At 39.0% G+C, this 25215-nt stretch carries 22 protein-coding genes; 6 read left to right on the top strand and 16 right to left on the bottom strand.

From position 1 onward, the window contains the following. The first annotated feature begins 369 nt into the window (after window positions 1-369). Entirely contained in the window at window positions 370-3276 is a 2907-nt protein-coding gene (gene rne / locus EV694_RS05150; RefSeq protein ID WP_132690204.1) for a ribonuclease E, read from the top strand. Window positions 3277-3633: 357 nt separating this feature from the next. Here the strand turns inward: rne and artM are convergent, their stop codons facing one another. Genes artM through artP form a run of 4 tightly spaced genes read right to left on the bottom strand, consistent with a single transcriptional unit; the run spans window position 3634 to window position 6491 of the window. Continuing rightward, complete coding sequence (artM, locus tag EV694_RS05145; protein ID WP_132690201.1) at window positions 3634-4320, bottom strand: arginine ABC transporter permease ArtM; 687 nt, start codon at window positions 4318-4320, stop codon at window positions 3634-3636. After that, window positions 4320-4991 carry an arginine ABC transporter permease ArtQ gene (artQ, locus tag EV694_RS05140; protein ID WP_132690198.1) on the bottom strand — a complete coding sequence of 224 codons (672 nt, stop codon included), beginning with the start codon at window positions 4989-4991 and terminating at the stop codon, window positions 4320-4322. The genes artM and artQ overlap by 1 nt, the downstream gene beginning before the upstream one ends. A gap of 16 nt (window positions 4992-5007) precedes the next feature. Further along, window positions 5008-5730 (bottom strand): arginine ABC transporter substrate-binding protein, encoded by a 723-nt coding sequence (locus EV694_RS05135; RefSeq protein ID WP_132690195.1) that lies wholly within the window; start codon window positions 5728-5730, stop codon window positions 5008-5010. 32 nt (window positions 5731-5762) lie between these two features. After that, complete coding sequence (artP, locus tag EV694_RS05130) at window positions 5763-6491, bottom strand: arginine ABC transporter ATP-binding protein ArtP (RefSeq protein WP_132690192.1); 729 nt, start codon at window positions 6489-6491, stop codon at window positions 5763-5765. A 254-nt stretch (window positions 6492-6745) separates the two neighbouring features. Here artP and EV694_RS05125 point away from each other — a divergent pair, with 254 nt between their 5' ends. Together EV694_RS05125 and ftsN are read left to right on the top strand one after the other, a co-directional pair. After that, window positions 6746-7621: a ferritin-like domain-containing protein gene (locus EV694_RS05125; protein WP_132690189.1), complete on the top strand. Its 876-nt coding sequence runs from the start codon at window positions 6746-6748 to the stop codon at window positions 7619-7621. A 179-nt stretch (window positions 7622-7800) separates the two neighbouring features. Continuing rightward, window positions 7801-8562, top strand: a complete 762-nt coding sequence (gene ftsN, locus EV694_RS05120; RefSeq protein ID WP_132690186.1) for a cell division protein FtsN — start codon at window positions 7801-7803, stop codon at window positions 8560-8562. Between the two features lie 95 nt (window positions 8563-8657). On the opposite strand, the gene nrdG is transcribed toward ftsN, so the two are convergent. Then, window positions 8658-9128, bottom strand: coding sequence for an anaerobic ribonucleoside-triphosphate reductase-activating protein (gene nrdG / locus EV694_RS05115; protein ID WP_132690183.1), 471 nt, complete (start codon window positions 9126-9128; stop codon window positions 8658-8660). Window positions 9129-9137: 9 nt separating this feature from the next. After that, complete coding sequence (gene nrdD / locus EV694_RS05110) at window positions 9138-11276, bottom strand: anaerobic ribonucleoside-triphosphate reductase (RefSeq protein ID WP_132690180.1); 2139 nt, start codon at window positions 11274-11276, stop codon at window positions 9138-9140. A gap of 343 nt (window positions 11277-11619) precedes the next feature. Between nrdD and EV694_RS05105 the strand changes: the two genes are divergently transcribed. Continuing rightward, on the top strand, window positions 11620-12834 hold the full coding sequence (locus tag EV694_RS05105) for an aromatic amino acid transport family protein (protein WP_132690177.1): 1215 nt from the start codon (window positions 11620-11622) through the stop codon (window positions 12832-12834). A 200-nt stretch (window positions 12835-13034) separates the two neighbouring features. Here EV694_RS05105 and leuD read toward each other — a convergent pair whose 3' ends face one another. From leuD to leuA, 4 genes are read right to left on the bottom strand one after another with little or no spacing between them, the layout of a single operon-like run. Next, entirely contained in the window at window positions 13035-13637 is a 603-nt protein-coding gene (gene leuD / locus EV694_RS05100) for a 3-isopropylmalate dehydratase small subunit (RefSeq protein ID WP_132690174.1), read from the bottom strand. A 1-nt stretch (window position 13638) separates the two neighbouring features. Beyond that, window positions 13639-15051, bottom strand: a complete 1413-nt coding sequence (gene leuC / locus EV694_RS05095) for a 3-isopropylmalate dehydratase large subunit (RefSeq protein WP_132690171.1) — start codon at window positions 15049-15051, stop codon at window positions 13639-13641. A gap of 20 nt (window positions 15052-15071) precedes the next feature. After that, on the bottom strand, window positions 15072-16148 hold the full coding sequence (leuB, locus tag EV694_RS05090; protein ID WP_132690168.1) for a 3-isopropylmalate dehydrogenase: 1077 nt from the start codon (window positions 16146-16148) through the stop codon (window positions 15072-15074). Continuing rightward, window positions 16148-17698 carry a 2-isopropylmalate synthase gene (leuA, locus tag EV694_RS05085; protein ID WP_132690846.1) on the bottom strand — a complete coding sequence of 517 codons (1551 nt, stop codon included), beginning with the start codon at window positions 17696-17698 and terminating at the stop codon, window positions 16148-16150. The genes leuB and leuA overlap by 1 nt, the downstream gene beginning before the upstream one ends. 473 nt (window positions 17699-18171) lie before the next feature. Here leuA and ccmA point away from each other — a divergent pair, with 473 nt between their 5' ends. Next, window positions 18172-18807, top strand: coding sequence for a cytochrome c biogenesis heme-transporting ATPase CcmA (gene ccmA, locus EV694_RS05080; RefSeq protein WP_424580045.1), 636 nt, complete (start codon window positions 18172-18174; stop codon window positions 18805-18807). Continuing rightward, complete coding sequence (gene ccmB, locus EV694_RS05075; RefSeq protein ID WP_132690165.1) at window positions 18804-19466, top strand: heme exporter protein CcmB; 663 nt, start codon at window positions 18804-18806, stop codon at window positions 19464-19466. Before ccmA ends, ccmB begins: the two co-directional genes overlap by 4 nt. 101 nt (window positions 19467-19567) lie before the next feature. Here ccmB and EV694_RS05070 read toward each other — a convergent pair whose 3' ends face one another. The 6 genes from EV694_RS05070 to coaD form a co-directional block, all read right to left on the bottom strand. Next, on the bottom strand, window positions 19568-20899 hold the full coding sequence (locus EV694_RS05070; RefSeq protein ID WP_132690162.1) for a GntP family permease: 1332 nt from the start codon (window positions 20897-20899) through the stop codon (window positions 19568-19570). A gap of 11 nt (window positions 20900-20910) precedes the next feature. Next, entirely contained in the window at window positions 20911-21672 is a 762-nt protein-coding gene (locus EV694_RS05065; RefSeq protein WP_132690159.1) for a 3-hydroxybutyrate dehydrogenase, read from the bottom strand. 96 nt (window positions 21673-21768) lie between these two features. Then, on the bottom strand, window positions 21769-22947 hold the full coding sequence (locus EV694_RS05060) for an acetyl-CoA C-acetyltransferase (protein WP_132690156.1): 1179 nt from the start codon (window positions 22945-22947) through the stop codon (window positions 21769-21771). 10 nt (window positions 22948-22957) lie between these two features. After that, the gene (locus EV694_RS05055; protein ID WP_132690842.1) at window positions 22958-23623 is read right to left on the bottom strand and encodes a 3-oxoacid CoA-transferase subunit B; all 666 of its coding nucleotides are present in this window, start codon (window positions 23621-23623) and stop codon (window positions 22958-22960) included. Window positions 23624-23636: 13 nt separating this feature from the next. Beyond that, on the bottom strand, window positions 23637-24287 hold the full coding sequence (gene atoD / locus EV694_RS05050) for an acetate CoA-transferase subunit alpha (protein ID WP_132690153.1): 651 nt from the start codon (window positions 24285-24287) through the stop codon (window positions 23637-23639). Between the two features lie 463 nt (window positions 24288-24750). Next, a complete protein-coding gene (gene coaD, locus EV694_RS05045; protein WP_132690150.1) occupies window positions 24751-25215 on the bottom strand; it encodes a pantetheine-phosphate adenylyltransferase in 465 nt (154 codons plus the stop codon).

Here is a 25215-nt window from a genome sequence, read left to right as displayed (position 1 = left end):
TCTGATTTAAAAAACTTACCTTGCCAAATCAGGCAAATAAGTGTGATAATAACGAGCATTTTTTAGAAATTTTCTAAAATTTTTGCTTAATGAATAGTCTATTTGACTATTTTTGTTTTGGACGCTGTATTGACGTAAGACGTCTAAATAAATCCTATAACTGACCGAGTAAGTTATAACCTTACTTCTTGCAAAATAAATAAACAAATATTTTGTTTATTAAAACTGATTATTAACGAGTTTTAATAGGCTATCAATGCGCCCAGCAACTGACAGTCGAGAGATTGGCATAGCGACAGACACGAGGTCGATAGCGAAGAAGTGCGGTTATAAATCGGTTTATTTTTTAGATAATAATGAGAATTTATAATGAAAAGAATGTTAATTAATGCAACTCAAAAAGAAGAGTTGCGAGTTGCCCTTGTTGATGGGCAACGCTTATTTGACTTAGATATTGAAAGTCCGGGTCATGAACAAAAGAAAGCTAATATCTACAAAGGTAAAATTACACGCATTGAGCCAAGCCTAGAAGCGGCATTTGTGGATTATGGGGCAGAGCGTCATGGTTTCCTCCCCTTAAAAGAAATTGCTCGTGAATATTTCCCCGAAGGTTATGTTTATCAAGGTCGTCCAAATATTCGTGATATTTTATCCGAGGGGCAAGAATTAATTGTTCAAGTAAACAAGGAAGAACGAGGAAACAAAGGCGCGGCTTTAACCACCTTTATTTCTTTAGCGGGCAGTTATTTAGTCATTATGCCAAACAATCCTCGAGCCGGCGGTATTTCTCGCCGTATTGAAGGAGACGAACGCTTAGAACTGAAAGAGGCATTAAGCTGTTTAGATGTGCCTGAGGGAGTGGGGTTAATTGTACGTACTGCTGGAGTAGGTAAATCGCCCGAAGAATTACAATGGGACTTAAAAGTTTTGTTACATCATTGGGAAGCCATTAAACAAGCCTCACAAAGCCGACCTGCTCCTTTTCTTATCCATCAAGAAAGTGATGTGATTGTACGAGCAATTCGTGATTATTTACGTCGGGATATTGGCGAAATTCTTATTGATAGTCCAAAAATTTATGAAAAAGCCAAAGCACATATCAAACTTGTCCGCCCTGACTTTATTCATCGTGTAAAACTTTATCAAGGGGAAGCCCCTTTATTTAGCCATTATCAAATTGAATCACAAATTGAATCCGCTTTCCAACGAGAAGTCCGTTTACCTTCTGGGGGTTCTATTGTGATTGATGTCACAGAGGCATTAACTGCCATTGATATTAACTCTGCACGTTCTACTCGTGGCGGAGATATTGAGGAAACAGCCCTGAATACAAATCTTGAGGCTGCCGATGAAATTGCACGCCAATTACGCTTGCGAGATTTAGGTGGTTTAATTGTCATTGACTTTATTGATATGACCCCTATTCGTCATCAACGTGAAGTGGAAAATCGTATTCGTGATGCGGTACGTCAAGATCGTGCAAGAATTCAAATTAGCCGAATTTCACGTTTTGGCTTATTAGAAATGTCTCGCCAACGCCTCAGCCCATCATTAGGTGAATCGTCTCATCATGTTTGCCCTCGTTGTCAAGGAACAGGCAAAATTCGTGATAATGAATCCCTTTCTCTTTCCATTTTACGCTTACTTGAGGAAGAGGCATTAAAAGAAAATACAAAACAAGTACGTACGATTGTGCCTGTAGAAATCGCCTCTTATTTACTCAACGAGAAACGTAAAGCCATACGGGATATTGAACATCGTCATAATGTTGATGTGATTGTTGTGCCAAATGAATCCATGGAAACCCCGCATTTTAATGTTTATCGTGTGAGAGAGGGAGAGGATATTAGCGTATTAAGCTATAATCTCGCCAAACTTTATGATGATCATCACGAACATTCTTCTGCCGAAGAATGTTTAATCTCACGTTCGAGTGAACCCGCAGTGAGCACTGAAACTGTTGCGGAAAATGCAGTTGTGGCATTAACCATTTCGTCACCAGCCCCAACACCAAGCAAAGCGAAAAAAGCGAAGAAACCTTCCTTGCTTAGCCGTTTAATCCAAAAATTAAAAGGCTTATTTGCGGAGGAACCTCAAGGGCAGAAAAAGCAAAATAACAACCGCAATAACCGCCGTAACGATCGCCGTACAACAAGCAATCGCAATCGTCAACGCAATGATAATGTTGAGCGCAATCGTTATGATGATAATCCTGTTAGTGCAGAAAAAGTAGATAATCGTAAACTTGAACGTAACACTAAGCGTAATAATCGTAAGAATACTTTTAACGAGGTATCAACAACAGAGGTGACCAATACATTCTCTAATGTTGCCAAAGAGGAACATATTGTTGAAGAACAAGTGGCAGCTCGCCGCCCTCGTCGTGAATTACGCAAAAAAGTTCGTGTGGAAAATCAGCATATTGAGGAAAACAATGTTGCCTCAATCACAGAGCCTCAAACACAACAAAAGGTCTCTCCAGAGGAAAATTTACCAACAACCTCAAAAGTGAATGTTACTGACAAGGCTTATACGGATAGCCCATCAATAAATATTAATCCAAATAATGATATGGCGCCTACCAACAATACGGAAGACAATGCTGACAAAGAACGCCGTACACGCCGTATGCCTCGTCATTTACGAATTAATAACCAACGCCGCTCACGTCAAACACAACCAGAAAAAGCACCGATGCCATTATTTATGGCGGTGGCTTCTCCTGAGTTAGCGAGTGGCAAAGTTTGGGTAGAAACGAGCAATACACATAACACAACGCAAGCTCACTTTATGTCCGTTGATGAATTATTACAACATCAAGAACAACAAAAGCAAAATGCGGATCTTATTGTACCGGCAACAACTTGGTTAGCGACACAATCAGAACGCTCAGAGCCTTTTAATGCCTTTGTAACACAGCCTGCTAATGAATCTGTAGAAAAGAAAATTCAAGGATCATTAGAAAAGTTGGAGCAACAAACCCCAGCCTCTTCGCTTGCTCGTCCAACAGATGAACAGCAAAATCCACAACCCCCTGTTGAATTCCAACGCCAATATGAGTTCACAGGACGTTTAGGCACGATCTCAGCGATTACTCATACTAAAGCAGAAATGACCGTAGCCAAAGCAAGCGATAGCATTGCCCCAGCCTTTGAAATACAACAATGGCAAGAGTCACGTTACTATTTCTATGGTAAAGGCGCAGCAGGCCATCATAGTGCGATTAGTCATGTTTATTCTGAACCTACTCAAGCGAAAACCATTGAAAAAGAATAGATTTCAATAGGTCATAAAAAAGTGCGGTGATTTTGACCGCACTTTTAAAATAAAAAGTGGCTTGAAGTTTTATCGCCAGTATTATGTAGCAGTTGAGCAAAGACCAATTAGCCAAATTCTACTATAATTCTCGTGAGTTTTTAACCACGAGAATTTTTATTTATGGCAAAGGTAAATGGTGCAACTGCTATTCGGCAGAAAATTATTGAATTTAACTAGCAGATCACACATTTTGAACAATGTATTCGTCTAACTAAATTCAGTATTGATACATTACAGAATGCTTTAGCAGTACTATAAGTAGAACAACTTAGTTTTATAAATAAGATATTATCTGCACCCAAAGGTGCAGATTTTTTAACTGGCTTTTTCCGTTTCCAAACGTTCAAAGGAGAGGACTTTACGTTCTAATTGACGTAATAATAAGGTGGCAATGCCTGTAATGACTAAATATATTACGCCAGCAAGTCCATAAATGGTTAATGCGTCATATTCCGTACCATATAATTGGCGAGCATAGCCCATAATATCCATAATGGTAATCGTAGAGGCTAACGAGGTACCTTTAAAGACTAAAATAATTTCATTGCTATAAGATGGCAAAGCACGTTTTAATGCATAAGGAATAAGGATTTTTAATGTTTGTAAAGGTGTCAATCCTAACGCCGCACAACTTTCCCATTGTCCTCGAGGAATGGCTTTTATTGCGCCATAAAATAATAGGGTAGAATAAGCCGCACTATTTAAGGCAAGCGCTAACATTGCACAAAACCAAGCATTAGAAAATAAACTCCACGCAATACTATTGGTTATCCATTCAAACTGTCCTGGTCCACTATAAATTAAGAAAAATTGCACCAGTAAAGGGGTTCCTGTAAATAATGTTAAATAGCCGTTGACCAAAGATTTTAGCCATTTATTCCCCAATGCCAGTATAAAGGTTAAAGCAATGGCAATAAAAAAGGCGATAACTAATGAAACAAGGGTCAATAATAAGCTGGTTGGAATACCTTGTGCGATGACATTAAAATATTCTGCTATCATTATTTTACTCCTCGCTCAAAACGGGTAAAACGCATTTCCAATTTGCGAATGCCTACTTGGCTAATTAAGGTGATTAATAAATAAATCAAGGCGGCAATGCCAAACCAAGTGAACGGCTGATGTGTGTTGGTATTGACTAACTCCGCTTGGCGTAATAAATCATCAACACCAATTAACGAAACTAATGCGGTATCTTTTAATAATACCAACCATTGATTAGCCAGCCCCGGCAAAGCGTGTCGCCATACTTGAGGCAATATAATGCGAACAAATGTTTGTGCTCGGCTTAATCCTAATGCCGCCCCTGATTCCCATTGCCCGATAGAAATAGCTTGAATAGCACCACGCAATGATTGCGAGGCGTAAGCTGCGAAAATAAGGGATAATGCCAATACGCCACAACTAAATGCGCTAAATTCTATGTATTCCCCTGTTATTGCTTCAAGTAATTCCGTTGAGCCGAAATAAATGAGGAAAACCACCAAAATTTCAGGTAAACCACGAATTAACGCAATAAGCACACTGATAGGTTGGCGAATACAACGGAGTTTATTTGTTTCTAATACCACAAAGAGCATAGAAAGCAATAACCCCACAATTAAAGAACAAACCGCTAACCCTAGCGTAATCAGAGTAGCGGTGTACATTAAAGATAAATAATCAAAAAACATAATCAATTACGCAATATTACTCGCCAGACATCCATTTATCATAAATTTTTTGATATTCGCCATTTGACTTAATGGTGGCTAAACCTTGGTTTAATTGCTCTAATAAGGCTTTATTCCCTTTATTTACCGCAATGCCAAGACCGTTACCAAAATATTTTGGATTAGTGACTTTTTCGCCAATAAAGGCAAGGCTATCGTCCGTTTTAACCCATTCTGCTAAAACCGCGGTATCACCAAAAATAATATCAATACGCCCATTTTTAAGATCTAATACAGCATTTTGTAATGAAGCATAAGGTTTTGGACTATATTGTTTTGCTTCGGCAACCACATATTGTTGAAAAGTGGTACCATTTTGTACCCCTACATTTTTAGCACTGGCTAAATCCACTTTATCCTTAACCGCAACAAAACTGGCTGAACTATCATAATAAGGATCACTAAAACTCACTTGCTTAGCACGAGCTTCTGTAATATCAATAGCCGAAATCGCGGCATCAATACGCTTAGAACGCACAGCTTGAATTAAGCTATCAAAAGATAAAGACTCAAATTTACAATTTGCCTCAATTTGTTGGCAAATAGCTTTCGCAATATCCACATCAAAGCCCACAATTTCGCCTTTTTCATTAGTATTTTCAAATGGTGGATAGCTTGGCTCCATGGCAAAAGTAATATCTTGTGCTTGAACAGCAAATGTTGATCCTGCTAATAATGCAGCTACCAATAATTTTTTCATATTTTTCTCTCCTAATTAGAATGTTGTGTTAATTAATGGGATAAGTATTGTTTAAATTGTTCTGTTTTCGGTTGTTCAAAGCAGTTTGCATCGCCCATTTCAATAATATGCCCTTGTTCCATATAAACCACTTTTGTTGCCACTTTTTTAGCCACATTGACCTCATGAGTAACAATAACTTGAGTAATACCTGTTTGTTGCAATTCCTGAATAATTGACACAATTTGTGCGGTAATCTCAGGATCTAAGGCAGCAGTAGGCTCATCAAAGAGCAATACCTGCGGTTGCATCATCAATGCGCGTGCGATAGCTACCCGTTGTTGCTGCCCACCCGATAAATGTAATGGAAAACGCTCAGCAAAATCTTCTAAACGTAATCGTTGTAATAATCCTTCCGCACGTTGTTTTGCCTCCTGTTCGGCCATGCCTAATACTTTCATCGGAGCTTCAATAAGATTTTGCATAATGGTTAAGTGTGGCCAAAGATTATATTGCTGAAATACCATTCCCACATCCTGCCGTAATTGACGAATTTTTTTAGGATCCATTTTCGTCGCCAAATCAAATTGATTATTCGCAATAGACAAAATCCCCGAACGAGGCACTTCTAAAAGATTGAGGGTACGAATTAACGTACTTTTCCCCGCCCCACTTGGCCCCAAAAGTACAACCGTATCTCCTTGCTCAGCACTCAGGTTAATATCAAACAACGCCTGTGAGTTTCCATAAAAAAAATTGAGATTTTTTACATCAATAGTCATGATTAAGAGTCTTTTCTATTATCAGGTGAAATTGCGTTAAATATTAATATTAAATGAATAATTATGCAAATTGTTTTAACGGCCTAATATGGAATAATCTGTAAGTGTATATAAATAAACTATAAAATGTAGTAATAACTGCATAAGAAAAGGTATGGATTTTAAAAAGTATTATGGTCAGTCTTTTATTTGTTGCTAAAATTGAATATGTACAATAACTTATACCAAGTATATTAATTAATTAAGGATAGTTAATGTTAAGTTTTAGTATTGAACGAGATATATTTTGGGATAATGTGATTTCAGCATTATCTGAAATCGATCCAAAACAAAAAGTATGTTTAGTTAATCAGCTCTATGATCAGTTATTACCCTCTATTTCTTTACAACAGCTTGATGATTTTCCTGAGGTTACTCCCTCACAAGAAATAGCAGGTTTTCCTAACAAACCAACGCTGGTTGCCCCTAAAGATGTGCCTAAACGTTCTTTTGCAACCCAAGAAGGCTATGCCGTCACATTACATGCCATAGCCCATATTGAATTTAATGCCATTAATCTTGGTTTAGATGCCGCTTGGCGTTTTGGGCGTGTAGCACAGCAAGAACTCAATCAAGGACAAGCCTTTGTGAAAGATTGGTTGAGAGTCGCAAAAGAAGAAGCATTACATTTTACTTTAATCAATGAGCATTTAAAAACATTAGGTTATCAATATGGTGATTTTGAAGCTCATGCAGGGTTATGGGAAATGGCACAAGCGACGGCTTTTGATATTTGGCGACGTATGGCGTTAGTTCCTAGGGTGTTAGAGGCCAGAGGTTTAGATGCCACGCCTATATTGCAAGAAAAAATCGCTCAACGTAAAGATTTTGCCGCAGTAGACATTTTAGATATTATTTTGCGTGATGAAATTGGACACGTTGCTATCGGTAATCATTGGTATCATACTCTATCTAAAAAACGTGGGTTAGATCCGATGAAATCTTTTAGTGATTTATTACATCAGTATCGTATTGTCATTTTTAAAGGGGTGATCAATACAGATGCACGTATTCAAGCAGGATTTAGTCAATATGAATTGGATTGGATCAAAGAAATTGAAGATTCATTTAAAATTCAGCAGTTGAAATAGAAAAATACTTTTACTGATAATAAGTTATATTTCTTTTTACTACTATAAATTACAATCTGATATGGTTTTATGGTATCTAATTTGTAAAATGTTCTTTTAGTTGATAAGTTCTAGCCTTATTAAGAAATTTTCAGTAGAATTGCTAACTATTGTATTTATGTAGATTTAGGATTTATTTTGTGGCTCAGCGTGATTATGTATCTCGTCGTAATGGATCACGACAAAAGAAAAAATCATCAGGAATGAATAAAATTTTATTAGTGGTTATTGGAGGATTGATTATATTAGGTTTTATGATGGGACTATTTTGGTTAAAACAAAAGGCACCAGAAGCTAAACAGAATACTAATTCAGTGGAAACGCCACTTAAAAGTGTTTTACCAAGTCGACCTGAAGAAGTTTGGAGTTATATCCAAGATTTGGAAACTCGAGAAATACCTATTGATAGCAGTCCAAGTACATTAGAAAAAAATGCGCAATTAACAGCAGAGCAAAAAAGAATCTTAGCTATGTTAGAGCAAGATCAACAAAAAGCTCAAAAAGCAAAAGCTAGTGAAAGTGTTAAATCAGAAGAAAACTCTCCTATAGCAACTAGTACCCAGCATACAAATAGAGGTACCAATGTTGTAGAAACAAAATCAGAGACTACTAAACCTATTGCGTCTCAGCAGCCAACATTGAAAGTAAATACTGAGACGAAAGTAATAAATAATAGTATAGAAAATAAAAAAAGTTTTGGTTTACAATGTGGAGCATTTAAAAATAAACAACAAGCGGAAAATTTGCAAGCACGTCTTGCAATGGCAGGGTTTAACAGTAGAGTAAGCTCAAGTGCAGATTGGAATCGTGTTTTTATTGGGCCTGTTGGAGATAGAAATGCAGCGAATGACGCTCAAGCTAGGGCAAAAAGTATTACGAATTGTGTGGTTATTAATATGTAATAATATGTATAATATTTGACCTTATTTATAATATAGTTAAGTAAAACGAGATCGCTAATACCATATTTCTTTTGGGGTGAGACAACCATATTAGTTTACCATTTTGTAAATCTATAAATCACCTGATTCGCCGATCCTCGCCAAGCAAGGCTGGGATCGGCTTGTTGTTGAATAAATTTGCCATCAATGAGGACATCAATATAAGGCAGCATTTGGCGTTGATAATCATTGAGTTCGGCAAGTGTATAGCCTGTCCAACACCAAATATCTTTATCGGGACATTCTTTTTTTACCCGTTGCACAAAAGGCAGTAAGGTTTCCACATTACGAGGATGTAGCGGGTCGCCACCAGAGAGGCTTAAGCCTTGCCGTTTAATACGAGTATCTTGTAAATCCCGAATGATTTGTTGTTCCATTTGCCAATCAAAGGGAATACCTGCACGAAATGACCAACTTTTTTGATTGTAACAACCTTTGCAAGCATGGGTACAACCAGCCACAAATAAGGTGCAACGTGTTCCTTCGCCATTGACAATATCAACGGGATAGTATTGTAAGTAGTTCATATATTAAGGTTATAAGTGTTTTACTCGGCGTTTTACTTCTTCCTGCTTACCTGCATTAAATGGGCGAGCATCAGGGCTACCGAGATAGCCACAAACACGGCGTGTAACTGAGACTTTTTCACTATCGTGATTACCACATTTTGGGCAAACAAAACCTTTGCTGGTGCAATGAAATTCCCCTGTAAAGCCACATTCATAGCACTCATCAATAGGAGTATTGGTGCCATAATAAGGCACGCGGTCGTAGCTATAATCCCAAACATCTTCTAAGGCTTTGAGATTATGTTGTACATTGGGATATTCGCCATAACAAATAAAACCACCGCTGGCTAACGCAGGATAAGGCTGTTCAAAATCTAATTTGTCGTAAGGATTGACTTTTTTCTCAACATCTAAATGATAACTATTGGTGTAATAGCCTTTATCGGTTACGCCTTTAATCACGCCAAATTGTTTACTGTCCAAACGGCAAAAGCGATCGCATAGGTTTTCGCTTGGGGTAGAATAAAGGCTAAAGGCATAGCCTGTCTCGGCTTTCCATTGTTTAGCACATTCGCTTAAATAGCGTACAATATCAATGCCCTTTTGGCGTAACTGTTGATCGTCATAAATATGTTTATCGCCAAATAAGGCGTTGATGGTTTCGTGGATACCAATATAGCCAAGGGAAATAGAGGCTCGTCCATTTTTGAAAATTTGTGCAATATTGTCATCGGCTTTTAATCTTACACCGCAAGCTCCCTCCATATATAAAATAGGCGCAACGCGTGCTTTAGTTTGTTCCAGACGAGCAATTCTTGTCATTAAGGCTTTTTTGGCAATTTGCAAACGTTGGGCTAATAATTGATAAAAAAGTGCTTCTCGTTGTTGGCTTGTACTTGCTTGTGTTCTTGCTTCAAGGGCAATACGCGGTAAATTAAGGCTAACCACGCCTAAATTATTCCGCCCATCGTGAATTTCTTCCCCTTGTTGATGATAAGCATTAAGAAAACTACGACAACCCATAGGGGCTTTAAAAGAACCCGTTACTTTGACCACCTGTTCATAATTTAAAATATCAGGGTACATTCGTTTTGAGGCACATTCTAAAGCGAGTTGTTTAATATCATAATTCGGATCGATAGGTTGTTGATTAATGCCTTTTTTAAGGGTAAAAACTAATTTCGGAAAAACAGGGGTTTTATGATTTTTGCCCAAGCCACGAATACGATTTTGCAAAATAGATTTTTGAATTAATTTAGCTTGCCAACTTGTCCCTAAACCAAAACCAAAGGTAACAAAGGGCGTTTGTCCGTTGGAGGTGTGCAAGGTATTGACTTCATATTCTAAGGATTGAAAAGCATCAAAACATTCTTTTTCAATTTGAGCTTGTGCATAACCTTGTTTATCGGCAATTTGCCATTGTTCTGCGATACGCAAATGCTTTTCATAGCTTTGTTGCACAAAAGGGGCTAAGACTTCATCAATCCGATTAATGGTTGTGCCACCATAAATATGGCTTGCTACCTGAGCAATAATTTGTGCTGTAACAGCGGTTGCTGTACCAATGGATTTTGGCGGTTCAATTTCAGCATTGCCCATTTTAAAGCCTTGATTCAGCATTCCCTTTAAATCCACTAACATACAATTAAACATAGGAAAGAAAGGGGCATAATCAAGATCGTGATAATGAATTTCGCCTTTTTCATGTGCCTCAACCACATCTTTCGGCAAAATATGACGCTTAGCATAATGCTTCGCCACAATGCCCGCTAATAAATCTCGTTGGGTTGGAATCACTTTTGCATCTTTATTGGCATTTTCATTGAGCAACTGTACATTACTTTGTTCAATCAATCCCTCAATTTCTTGGGTTAATTGGCTACGTTTTTCTCGTGCCAAATCACGATCATGACGATATTCAATATAAGCACGTGCAATTTGTGGGTATTGGCTTGACATTAAATGATTTTCAACAATTTGTTGAATTTGGTGAATATCAATTTCTTCGGCATGGTGAGTAAAAATATCCTGACAAATTTGTTGCCCCATTTGATGGCAAAAAAAATCATCATAAATTTCGACCGCACTTGAGGCTTTTTTAATCGCATTAATAATACGTTGAAGCTCAAAACTTGCTCGTCCCCCATCCCGCTTAATAACCCACATAATCTTTTATCCTCTTAGTTTGAATTTATTGGCGAGATACTATATATAGATTTTAAAGTCAAAACAACCACAATATATTGTGCTTTTGTAACGTATTTGTTAATAAATTCAAATTAGTCTTTGGTTTTATTCATATTTTTCTTGTCGTAAAAAATATCAGAAAAAGATAAAAATGTGATTTAGATCACAAAGTGAAAATAAATGTTGGAAATGTATAGGCTATTATCATTAACTGCATATAACACATGAATAATGTTATTGCATTTTCCAACAACTATACATCCTGTAAAAAATAAACTACAATCTCGTACACTTTTAATTACAACCAATTTACAGGTGATTTATGAATAAAACCCTCGGCACCACCTTATTAGTGGCAGGCACAATGATTGGCGGCGGTATGCTGGCTATGCCTCTGACCTCTGCTGGGATAGGCTTTGGCTTTACCTTAATCTTACTTATCGCTTTATGGGCATTACTCACGTTTAGCGCCTTACTTTTCGTGGAAATTTATCAAACCGCAGAACCTGATGCGGGTATTGGCACTCTTGCGGCACAATATTTTGGTAAAGCAGGAAGAATTATCGCCACCACTGTGCTAATGGTCTTTCTATATGCCTTATTATCTGCCTATGTAACTGGCGGCGGTGGACTGATTGCTGGAGTAATGCCAACAATCATAAGCAGTGATTTTACCAACCAACTAACCATTGTTATTTTTACCCTTGTATTTGGTTGTGCGGTGGTGATTGGCACCAAAAGTACCGATGGATTAAACCGTATTTTATTTTTTATTATGCTTGCCGCATTTATTTTGGTGTTATTACTCTTAATGCCAAAAATTAAATTGGGCAATCTTATGGCAATGCCCATTGATAAAGCCTTAATTATTTCCGCCAGCCCCGTTTTTTTTACCGCTTTTGGCTTCCACGGCTCAATACCAAGTTTGAATAATTACCTTGGTGGCAATGTAAAAGCATTACGCTTTGCTATTATTTGTGGCGGATTAATTACCCTCAGTGCTTATATTTTATGGCAGCTTTCTACTCATGGTGTCCTAAGCCAAACAGAATTTCTACGCATATTACAAACTGAACCCACTTTAAATGGTTTAGTTAATGCCACCTTACAGATTACAGGCAGCCCAATGATTGCATGGATTGTGCGAATATTCTCAGCTTTAGCCTTAATCACCTCTTTCTTAGGCGTAGCCCTCGGTTTACTTGAAAGCATTGACGATCTATTAAAACGTGTATTCCACCAGCAAGCTAGCCGTTTAACCTTAGGATTACTTACCTTTTTACCACCAATGCTGTTCGCGTTATTCTATCCTGAAGGCTTTATCCTCGCCTTAGGCTATGCTGGGCAAATGTTTGCATTTTACGCGGTGGTACTGCCTGTGGCATTAGTTTGGAAAGTCCGCCAACAGCACCCAACTCTGCCTTATCGTGTCCTTGGCGGTAAACCAATGTTAATCATTGTATTATTATTAGGCATTGCCATTACCTCTATTCCATTTGTGATTAAAGCTGGCTACTTGCCGTTTGTGGTGGGGTAAAGAGATAATAAAAAAATATCGCGAACCAGAAAAATAAAGATTATTTATCTTTATTTTTCTGGTTTAAATTTGTGATGTAATGGACAAAATGGCACGCCGAATAAGTACAAAAAGTACAGAGAGGCGTGCCAATACTATATTGTTTTTAAAGTAGAGGAATTATAATCACAAAACCTACCGCACTTTTTCTACCAATCTTATCACCGCAAAAACTCAGGGATTTTGGCTTCGTAGTCGGCGATGGCTTGTTCGTGTTGTAGGGTTAAGCCGATATTGTCTAAGCCATTAAGCAGGCAATGGCGGCGGAAAGGATCGAGGTCAAAATGATAGATCTTGTCGCCAACATAAACTTGCTGTTGTTCTAGGTCAACGGAGATGGGCGTACCGTGATTTTGGGCAACCCAGTGGAAAATTTCGTCCACTTCTTGTTCCGTTAATTTAATGGGTAATAAGTGATTATTTAAACTGTTGCTGTAAAAAATGTCCGCAAAACTTGGGGCGATCATTACTTTAATACCGTAATCTGCCAATGCCCAAGGGGCGTGTTCTCTTGATGAGCCACAACCTAAGTTTTCACGAGCAAGTAAAATGGTTGCCCCTTGATATTGTGGGTAATTTAACACAAATTCAGGGTTAGGTTGGGTTCCCTCAGGATCAAGGTAACGCCATTCGTGAAACAAATGTTTACCAAATCCCACTCGGGTTACCGCTTGTAAAAATTGTTTTGGGATAATCGCATCGGTATCCACATTGGCTACGTCTAAAGGAATGACTAACCCTGTATGCTGTTTAAAACCTGCCATTTTATCCTCCTAATAATTCAACTTGGCGAATGTCAGTAAACTTACCAAATACCGCTGCGGCGGCTGCCATTGCGGGGCTAACTAAATGGGTACGTCCATTACGTCCTTGTCGACTTTCAAAATTGCGGTTGCTGGTGGAGGCACAACGTTCCCATTCGCCTAAGCGGTCATCATTCATCGCCAAGCACATTGAACAGCCCGGCAATCGCCATTCAAAACCTGCCTCAATAAAGATTTTATCTAATCCCTCTTGCTCTGCCTGTTCACGTACCAAACCTGATCCTGGCACAACTAACGCTTGTACCCCTTGTGCCACTTTGCGTCCTTTGGCAACAGCGGCGGCGGCACGCAAATCTTCAATGCGTGAATTGGTGCAAGAGCCGATAAACACTTTATCCACTGCAATATCGGTTAAATTCACTTCTGGGTTTAATCCCATATAGGCTAAGGCTTTTTCAGCAGATTGTTTTTCAATGGGATCTTGCATGGTTTGTGGATTAGGCACTTGTTGATCGATAGCGATCACTTGCCCTGGGTTTGTTCCCCAAGTAACCTGTGGGGCAATCTCTTTGGCGTCCAATACCACCACCGTATCAAATTGTGCATCATCATCGCTTTTTAAGGTTTTCCAATAGGCGACCGCTTGTTCCCATTGTTCACCTTTTGGTGCAAAAGGGCGATCTTTTAGATAATCAAAGGTAGTTTGATCAGGGGCAATTAATCCTGCTTTTGCCCCCAATTCAATCGCCATATTGCATACGGTCATACGCCCTTCCATAGACAAATCTTCAATAGCTTGCCCACAAAACTCAACAACGTGCCCTGTTCCCCCAGCCATAGTGGTTTTACCGATAATGGCTAAGATAATATCTTTGGCGGTAATACCCGGTGCAACTTTACCTCGCACTTCAATTTTCATTTTCTTAGCACGCGCCTGTTTTAAGGTTTGGGTGGCTAATACGTGTTCTACTTCCGATGTCCCAATCCCAAATGCCAAAGCACCAAAAGCCCCATGGGTCGCCGTATGTGAGTCGCCACATACAATCGTCATACCGGGTAAGGTTAAACCTTGTTCTGGACCGACTACATGAACAATCCCTTGCTTTTTATTATTCAAATCATACAACGAAATATTGTTGTTATGACAATTTTTATCTAATTCAAGCACTTGGATTCTAGCTTGCTCACCACAAGCCGCTGGATCTCGGCTTTGGGTGGAAATACTATGATCCATCGTCGCAAAGGTTTTGCTTGGCTGGCGAACTTGACGCCCTGCCACTCGCAAGCCGTCAAAGGCTTGTGGCGAGGTAACTTCGTGCATTAAATGGCGATTAATGTACAAAATTGGTGTTTCGCCCTCCGCTTCATACACAATATGTGCATCAAAAAGTTTTTCGTATAATGTTTTTCCCATAATAATCACTCTTTATCTCATTAAATTCTGGCGGCAATTAAATCGCCCATTGCACTGGTAGAAATCGCTGGCGTTTGATCGGCTAAATCTGCAGTACGATAGCCCTCAGCTAACACCTGTTGCACCGCTTTTTCAATGGCTTGTGCCGCTTGTTCTAATTGGAAACTATAACGCAACATCATTGCCGCTGATAAAATTTGGGCAATCGGATTGGCGATATTTTTACCCGCAATATCAGGGGCAGAACCGCCAGCAGGTTCATATAAACCAAAACCTTTTTCATTCATACTTGATGACGGCAACATCCCCATTGAGCCTGTAATCATTGCACATTCGTCAGAAATAATGTCACCAAAAATATTGGAACAAAGCAACACATCAAAATGTTCAGGCTGTTTAATTAATTGCATGGTTGCGTTATCAATATAGATATGCTCAAGGCTAACATCAGGGTATTGCTCTGCCACTTGATTAACCACTTCTCGCCATAACATTGAGCTAATTAGCACATTGGCTTTATCCACCGAAGTCACTTTTTTACGGCGTTTTTGTGCCGCTTGAAAGGCTAAATGAGCAATACGCTCAATTTCATAGCGATAATAGACTTCAGTATCAAAGGCTTTCTCATTAGCACCTTCGCCCTCACGCCCTTTTGGTTGCCCAAAATAGATACCACCAGTTAATTCACGAATGACCACAATATCAAAGCCTTTTGCTGCAATATCCGCACGCAATGGGCAAAATTGCTCTAAACCTTTGTATAAGGTGGCTGGACGCATATTGCAAAATAAACCAAAATGTTTGCGTAACGGCAATAATGCTCCCCGCTCTGGTTGTTCATTTGGCGGTAAATGCTCCCATTTTGGTCCGCCCACTGAACCAAATAAAATGGCTTGAGCTTGCTCACAACCTTGCAAGGTGCTTTCAGGCAAGGCTTTTCCTTGTTTATCAATGGCCACGCCACCAATATCATAATGTTGATAATTTAATTGAAAATTAAATTTTTTTTCCACCGCACTTAATACTTTTAAGGCTTGCTCCATGACCTCTGGGCCGATACCATCACCAGCTAAAACCGCGACATGATTATTTTGCATTAGTGTTTCTCCGTATTTTTCTTTAATTCTGATACTTTTTGTGAACGATAAATGGCATTAATGGCGTGGATTAAGGCTAACGCCGAAGACTCAATAATATCGGTGGCTAATCCTACACCGTGGAATTTACGCCCTTGATATTCCACCACAATATCCACTTGCCCCAACGCCTCTGCGCCCTCGCCTTTAGCGGTTAAATTATAGTGGGACATACGAATATCCATACCTGTCAAAGACAAAATAGCATTATAGGTCGCATCAACAGGCCCATTGCCTCCCGTTGATACGGTACTTAATTTCTCGCCGTCCAACACCAATTCCACAAAGGAGGTGGCTGGAAACTCGCTCACAGAATGAGCAGAAATTTTTGCCAAACTTAAGCGATCGCCGTCCCCTTGTTGCATATCTATAAAGGCTAATGCCTCTAAATCATAATCAAAGACTTGCCCTTTCTTATCCGCCAATTTTAAGAACGCTTCATACAATTTATCTAAATCATAATCTTGCTCAGTGTAACCCATATCGCTCATATGATTTTTTACCGCTGCTCGCCCTGAACGTGCGGTTAAATTCAATTTTTCCTTTTTCAAACCAATGCTTTCTGGCGACAAAATTTCATAGGTATTTTTATTTTTCAACATACCATCTTGATGAATCCCTGAAGAATGGGCAAAGGCATTTGATCCCACAATGGCTTTATTCGGCTGAATAGGCATATTGCAAAGTTGACTCACCATTTGGCTCACACGATAGATCTCTTTGGTATTAATATTGGTTTGCACATTGAATAAATCTTGGCGAGTATGAATCGCCATTACCACTTCCTCTAATGCGGTATTACCTGCTCGTTCGCCAATGCCATTAATGGTACATTCAATTTGTCTCGCACCATATTGCACCGCCGTCAAAGAATTCGCAGTTGCCATACCTAAATCATTATGGCAATGCACCGAAATAATGGCTTTATCAATATTCGGCACACGATTCATCACATTATCAATAATCGAACCAAATTGGGTTGGCAAGGTATAACCCACCGTATCAGGGATATTAATAGTAGTCGCTCCAGCTTTAATCGCCGCCTCAACCACACGACAAATATTATCCACGCCAGTACGCCCTGCGTCCTCGCAAGAAAATTCCACATCATCAGTATAATTTCTGGCACGAGTTACGGCGGCAACCGCCATTTCCACCACATCATCAAAAGAACGCTTTAATTTTTGCTCCACGTGCAAGGCTGAAGTGGCAATAAAAGTATGAATACGAAATGCCTCTGCCACTTTCAAGGCTTCATAAGCGGCATCAATATCTTTGGCAACCGCACGAGATAAGGCACAAACTCGGCTATTTTTAATATGACGGGCAATGGTCTGCACCGATTCAAAATCGCCACTAGAGGATACAGGAAAGCCCACTTCCATCACATCAACCCCTAAGCGTTCCAACGCCAAAGCGATTTGTAATTTTTCTTTTACTGTCAAACTGGCTTTTAACGCCTGCTCGCCATCACGCAATGTCGTATCAAAAATAATCACGTTATTGTTCATCATTTCCCCTTAAAATATTGCTAAAGTGCGGTCAAAAATAAAATAATTTTTTACTGGGTACAAAAAAACCCGCCTAAGATGTGCGGGTTTCATTTATAGGATAATTGTCTCACTGATTTTTATCCACCACCAAACCGCACAACAGTGTTGCGAGTAGGAGGTTGAGAAGTAAAACAGTACGAGAGAACATTTTATTATCCTAGTAAAAAATGAAAGTGGTTCTATATTACTCAATAAAAATAGACTGTCAAATGCCATACCACTCAAAAACCATAAGATAAACAAAATAATTATCTAAAAAATGCAAAAATTGAAAAATATCACTCTAAACTTATTGACGAAATTATCACAAAACACCCAATAAGCAGAATTTTATAAAATAACAATTTTTTTTACTTTTCTACTTAGTTTTCCCTGTTTAGCCAATAGGCTTATGTTAGAATAAGCTCACTTATTTTTGATAAAGACAAGCTATGTTGCACAATATCAATCAATTAGAACTGCATAACCTCAGTTGCCAACGTGGTGAAAAAACCTTATTTAAACAATTAAACCTGAGTTTAAAAAGCGGTGATTTTGTCCAAATTGAAGGGCATAATGGCATCGGAAAAACCAGCTTATTGCGTGTCATTGCCGGTTTAGCTTTGGCTAAAACAGGGAAAGTGCGGTGGAATCAACAAGATATTTTACAAAATCGAGAAATATTTTACGCCAATCTCCTCTACCTTGGTCATCAAGCAGGGATAAAACCTGAATTAACTGCTTGGGAAAATTTACAGTTTTACCAAAAAATACACCAACAAACCTTAGAGGAAGAGCGCCTATGGCAAGTTTTACAACAAGTGGGTTTACTCGGTAAAGAAGATATTGTGGCTGGACAATTATCCGCAGGACAACAAAAACGCATCGCCTTAGCCCGACTATGGCTATCCAAAGCCCCTTTATGGTTACTTGATGAACCCTTTAATGCCATTGATAAACATGGTGTACAAGTGCTAACAAAATTATTTGAACAACATAGCCAACAAGGGGGGATTGTAATATTAACAAGCCATCAAGAAATCCCAAGCACCCTGCTACAAAAAATTAATTTGGAACAATATCAATGATCTTTTTTGCCATTATTAAACGAGAATTACAAATCGCCATGCGTAAACAAGCGGAAATTCTTAATCCCTTGTGGTTTTTTTTAATTATTATCACCTTATTTCCCTTAGTTATCGGTCCAGATCCGCAGCTATTAAGCCGAATTGCAACAGGTATTGCTTGGGTTTCTGCTATCTTATCCGCGTTATTATCCTTTGAGCGATTATTTCGTGATGATTTTATTGATGGTTCATTAGAGCAATTAATGCTTACCCCTCAGCCTTTGCCACTTACCGCACTTGCCAAAGTTATCGCCCATTGGCTATTAACTGGCTTTCCTCTTATCTTACTTTCACCCATTGCCGCCTTATTACTTTCGTTAGATATTCATATCTGGTGGGCATTAGTATTAACCTTATTATTTGGCACACCAATATTAAGCTGTTTAGGGGCGATTGGCGTGGCATTAACCGTAGGATTACGTAAAGGCGGAGTCTTGTTAAGTTTATTAGTACTGCCACTTTTTATCCCCGTATTAATTTTTGCCTCAGCGGTTTTAGAATCCGCCAGTTTAAGTCTCCCTTATCAAGGACAACTTGCCATTCTCGCCGCCATGTTCACCGCAAGCCTAACCTTATCGCCTTTCGCCATTGCGATGGCGTTGAGGGTGAGTGTGGAATAGTGAAATCTATAAATAGTAAAAAAATCTGCACATTAATTTGTTTGTTTCAAATTTGGTGCAGATAATTCTTTATGTTTCTGAAGGTTGATTAAATTCAGTTTTTAATAAATCCCAAACAAATTATACAAAATAATGACTACGATAGTTGCGATAATTGGCATAATAAATGAAGTTACCGCAATTTCTAGATAGGAATCTTTATGAGTCATTTGAGTATTGCTAAGTAAGGTTAAGACTGCGCCATTATGTGGCATAGTATCTAAGCCACCTGATGAAAGTGAGGCGATACGATGTAGTACTTCGGGTGAAATATGCATTTGTTTAGCAATAGCTAGATATTTTTCACCTAAGGCTTCCAATGCGATTCCCATACCACCTGACGCTGAGCCTGTTGCACCTGCTAAAATATTTACCGCAATAGAAAGGGAGACTAATGGTCCGCCTAGAATATTGAGAATCATCGTGGTGAGTAAATCAAAACCTGGCACCATTCTTACTACACTGCCGAAACCAACAGCAGCGGCAGTATTGATGATTGCACCGACCGCACCATTTGCACCTTTACCAATAGCAGGGATAAATTTGTCTCTTTGCTTTAAACTTAATAATCCCACAAGGATGATGCCTGAAAGTAAGGCGATGACAATATTTTTAGGATCATCATTTTTTAACCCAATGAGTGGTGGTATAAAGTTAAGCACGACGATAACGGCAATTAATGGTAGTAAAGCAACCAAAGGGCTAGGTAATTTTTCTTGTTGTGGTGTAGTGCTTTGTTCTATGACGGCTGGCTCAGTAAAAAACTCACCATTACTGGCATATTTTTTACGACGCATTTCAAGATAAGCTACGCCACCAAAGAATAAAATCGCAGAGGCTATAATGCCCATCATTGGTGCCGCCATCGCATCAGTGCCAAAGTAAGCGGTTGGGATTAAGTTTTGGATTTGTGGCGAGCCCGGTAAGGCGGTCATTGTGAAGGTAAACGCGCCACAGGCAATCGTTCCGGGAATTAATCGTCTCGTAATATTGGCTTCTTTGAAAACTGCGAGAGCAAGTGGGTAGATAGCAAATACTACCACAAATAAACTAACGCCACCGTAAGTTAATAATGCACACCCCAGTACGATTGAGGCGATAGCACTTTTTGTCCCTAACATTCTTGTCAACCAAGCGGCAATAGATTTTGCACCGCCACTGACGTCCATTAAATTACCAAAAATAGCACTGAGTAAGAATGCAGGAAACCAGGCTTTAACAAAGTTGACAAGACCACTCATATAGCTATCTAAATAAGCATCTAGCACATTGAGATCGCCAGTAAAGGCAACAATCGCGGCACAAATCGGCGCAATCCATACTATGGAATAGCCCCGAAAGGCTAATACCATAAGTAAGACTATACCAACGAAAATACCAATTAAACTTAGCATAGCTTTACTCCTTAACCCGCAGTCCAACCACCGTCAATAGATAAGCAAGAGCCTGAGATCGAAGCTGCTGCATCAGAACAGAGGAATTTTACAAACTCGCCAATTTCTGCAGGTTCAATTAAGCGTTTAACCGCCGCTTTTTGTAGCATAATTTTACTAATCACATCTTGTTCTGAGATACCGTGATGATTAGCTTGATCAGCAATTTGTTTATCTACAAGTGGTGTTCTGACATAAGCCGGGCAAATTGAATTAACCGTGATACCATAAGCTCCCCCCTCTAAAGCGGCAGTTTTAGTTAAACCAGATAAGCCGTGTTTGGCTGAAACATAGGCGGATTTAAAGTCAGAGGCAACAAGTCCATGAATAGAATTAAGGTTAATAATTCTACCCCATTGATTTTTCGCCATATGTGGCCAGCAATATTTGGTTAATAGGAAAGGGGCAGTAAGCATAAGATTAATCATAAAATCCCATTTATCTTCGGGAAAACTTTCAATAGGGGAAACTGTTTGAATACCTGCGACATTCACCAAAATATCTACGCCGCCAACGGTTTTATGTGCAAAATCTACCGCACTTTTGCATCCTTCTCGTTTGGATAAATCGGCAACGATATAGCTTGCTTGTAATTGTTCAGCTTGTTGTTTAAGTAAATTTTCATTCACATCTACCATAACAACTTTAGCCCCTTCATTGGCTAAAGTTTGACTAATCGCTAAACCAATACCACTTGCAGCACCTGTGACCAATGCAACTTTATTATTTAACATAAATTTTCTCCTTACAGATTAATTGGGTACATCTTAGACTGCTCGTACCTTGTTTGATGAAAGGAAAAATGCTGAAGCATTTTTCCATTTTATGGTTTAAACACGTTCCACAACCATTGCAACGCCTTGACCGCCACCAATACATAATGTGGCTAACCCAAGGGTTTTATCCCTCGCTTGCAAAGCGTGTAATAATGTCACTAAAATTCTTGCCCCACTCGCTCCTACAGGATGACCCAATGCAATTGCACCGCCATTAACATTCACTTTCTCTAAATCAAAATGAAGTTCTTTACCTACGGCTAAGAATTGTGCAGCAAAAGCCTCATTGGCTTCGATGAGATCCATATCTTGTACGCTTAATCCTGCGTTAGCTAAGGCTTTTTGCGAGGCAGGAACAGGACCTAGCCCCATAATTTCCGGTGCAACGCCACCACTGGCATAACTACGGATTCTCGCTAAGATAGGGAGACCAAGATCTCTTGCCGTTTGTTCCTCGACAATCACTAAAGCGGCGGCTCCATCATTAATACCAGAAGCATTGCCTGCGGTAACTGTTCCCTCTTTATCAAATGCAGGACGTAATGCAGATAATTTTTCTAATGTTGTTTCTGCTTTAGGGTATTCATCTGTAGAAAAGGTAATTTCTTGCTTTTTCTGTTTTATGTTGACAGGAACAATTTCTGCTTTAAATGCCCCACTTTCAATCGCCGCCGCCGCTTTTTGTTGTGAAGCTAAGGCAATCTCATCTTGTTGTTGACGGCTAATACCATATTTTTTTGCTACATTTTCTGCCGTAATTCCCATATGGTAACCCTGTTCGGCACAGGTTAAAGCATCAAGTAGCATCACATCGCCAATTTGTCCCGAACCGAGACGATACCCCCAACGTGCTTTATCCAAAAGATAAGGGGCTTGGCTCATATTTTCCATTCCACCTGCAATAATGATCTTCGCATTACCCGCCTTAATTGCCTGAGCCGCTAAGGCAACGCTTTTTAAGCCAGAACCACAGACTTTGTTTACGGTATAAGCCGTTACTTGTTGGCCAATGCCACTATGTAATAAGGCTTGTCTTGCGGGGTTTTGTTTTTGTCCCGCTTGTAATACCTGTCCCATAATGACTTCATCAATCAATGCCACATCAAGATCAGCACGCTCAATGGCTGCTTTGATAGCGATTGAACCTAATTCGACGGCATTTATATTGGCTAAACTCCCATTAAAACTACCGATAGGGGTGCGAACAGCGCTCGCAATAACAACATTTTTCATTGACTCTCTCCTATAAGCCTTTTTGGCTGATTTGCATAGGTTTAAAATCACTCGCTACACTAAACTCCGCTTCTGTAGCCGCTTGGATTGTCTCTAAATCAACTTCTGGCGCGTGTTCTTTTAGCACCAATTTTCCATCAATAAATTCAAATACGGCAAGCTCAGTAACAATCATATCTACCGCCTTTACTGCGGTAAGTGGTAAACGGCATTTCTTGAGAATTTTTGCATCCCCTGATTTTGCACAATGTTCCATACCGATAATTACTTTGCGAGCTCCCGTTACTAAATCCATTGCTCCACCCATACCCGGTACCATTTTGCCCGGAATCATCCAGTTAGCGAGATTAGCTTCTTGATCGACTTCCAAACCACCCAATACACAAGCATCAACGTGCCCACCACGAATTAAGGCAAAGGAAAAAGCACTATCAAAAAACGCACCACCTGCTTGAATGGAACAAGGTTGCCCACCTGCGTTGACAATATTTGGATTGGCATTAGTAGGATCAAAAGCGGCAAGCCCTAAAAAACCGTTTTCTGATTGAAGTGTAATATTCACGTCATCTGGAATATAGTTTGCTACCATTGTTGGTAAGCCAATGCCGAGATTGACAACATCACCATTATGAAATTCCATTGCAATACGACGAGCAATTAATTCTTTTGCGTTCATCATTATTCTCCCCTTAATTATGCGTAATAATATGATCGACTAAAGTCGCAGGTGTCATAATTTGATTTGAATCTAATTCCCCGACTTTAACGACTTTATCCACTTCAGCAATCACTGTTTTTCCTGCTAATGCCATAATGGGATTAAAGTTTCTTGCCGCACCGTCATAAATTAAATTTCCTGCTTCATCGGCAATATGAGCTTTTAAAATGGCAAGATCTGCTTTTAAAGGTAATTCAAGTAAATAATCTTTTCCTTCAACTTGGATTTTTTGTTTACCTTGTTCAACGACTGTACCTATACCTGTTGGCGTGAGAATACCACCCAAACCAGCACCGCCCGCACGAATACGCTCCGCAAAAGTACCTTGTGGAACAAGCTCTACTTCAATTTCACCAGCAATCATTTTTTTACCTGTTTCTGGATTTGTACCAATATGTGAAGCTATCACCTTTTTTACTCGATTATTAACGATCAATGGCCCTACGCCGGTATCAATTAAAGCGGTGTCGCTACAAATTAAGGTAATATCTTTTATGCCAGCCGCTAAAATTGTCTGGACAATATGTGAAGGTGTACCAATGCCCATAAAGCCACCGGACATAATGGTCATACCATCAAAAAGATATTGTTGAATTTCATTGATAGGAATGATTTTTGACATAGTTTCCTCCATATAAACTATTTTCATAATAAAATCTATTTATGAAATAGCTTCCGATTTTGTTTTATCTTTATCAAAGGGAATACTATTGTTATGCTTTATAAAACAGCATAGAAGCATAATGTATGTATTGTTATAGAAATTATCTCTTTCTATCGGCTGACAGACTAGCAAGAAAAAAATAAAAAAAGAAATATTGATTTTTTAGATTTGTATAAATTTTTTTTATAGTATTTTAATCAGGATAATTATATGATTTTGGTGAATTTTAAGTGAAATAAAGCAAGATAATAATATCGTTATAATTTATTTTTATATATAAAATAAATCTCAAGTAAAGCGGATAGCCCTGAGATGCTGGTACAGCAATATTTACCTAAATATAGTTATTCCACTTTAAAATAAAACAAGGCGTGGCAACAGGCTATTCTTTTAAAGTGGAATAGCCATAAGGGAGAAATGATTATCCTAATGCTTTTAACACAGGGGGAGGAACTAATTGGCTAATGTCGCCACCATGCAGTTTTATTTCTCGGATCATGGTTGAGGAAACATAAGACCACCGATCAGATGGAGGAAAAAAGAGGCTTTCTACACCTTGGGTTAATAAGCGATTTAAATGGGAAAGTTGTAACTCATATTCAAAATCAGCTACACCCCTTACGCCTCGAATAATGGCTTTAATTTGGCGTTGTTGAATAAATTCCGCTAACAGACCAGAAAAACCTTCTACTTGCACATTAGGCAGATGTACAATAGATTGACGCACAAGTTCTACTCTTTGGTTGAGGTCAAGCATTGGACGCTTACTTGGGCTATTGGCAACAGCCACTAACACCTCAGGAAACAAAGTGGCACTACGTTCAATAATATCTAAATGCCCATTGGTAATGGGATCAAAGGTACCGGGATAAATTACACGGATCAT

This window comes from Volucribacter psittacicida (assembly GCF_004339025.1).
GTDB lineage: Bacteria > Pseudomonadota > Gammaproteobacteria > Enterobacterales > Pasteurellaceae > Volucribacter > Volucribacter psittacicida.
This window is presented reverse-complemented; position numbering and strand designations above follow the sequence as displayed.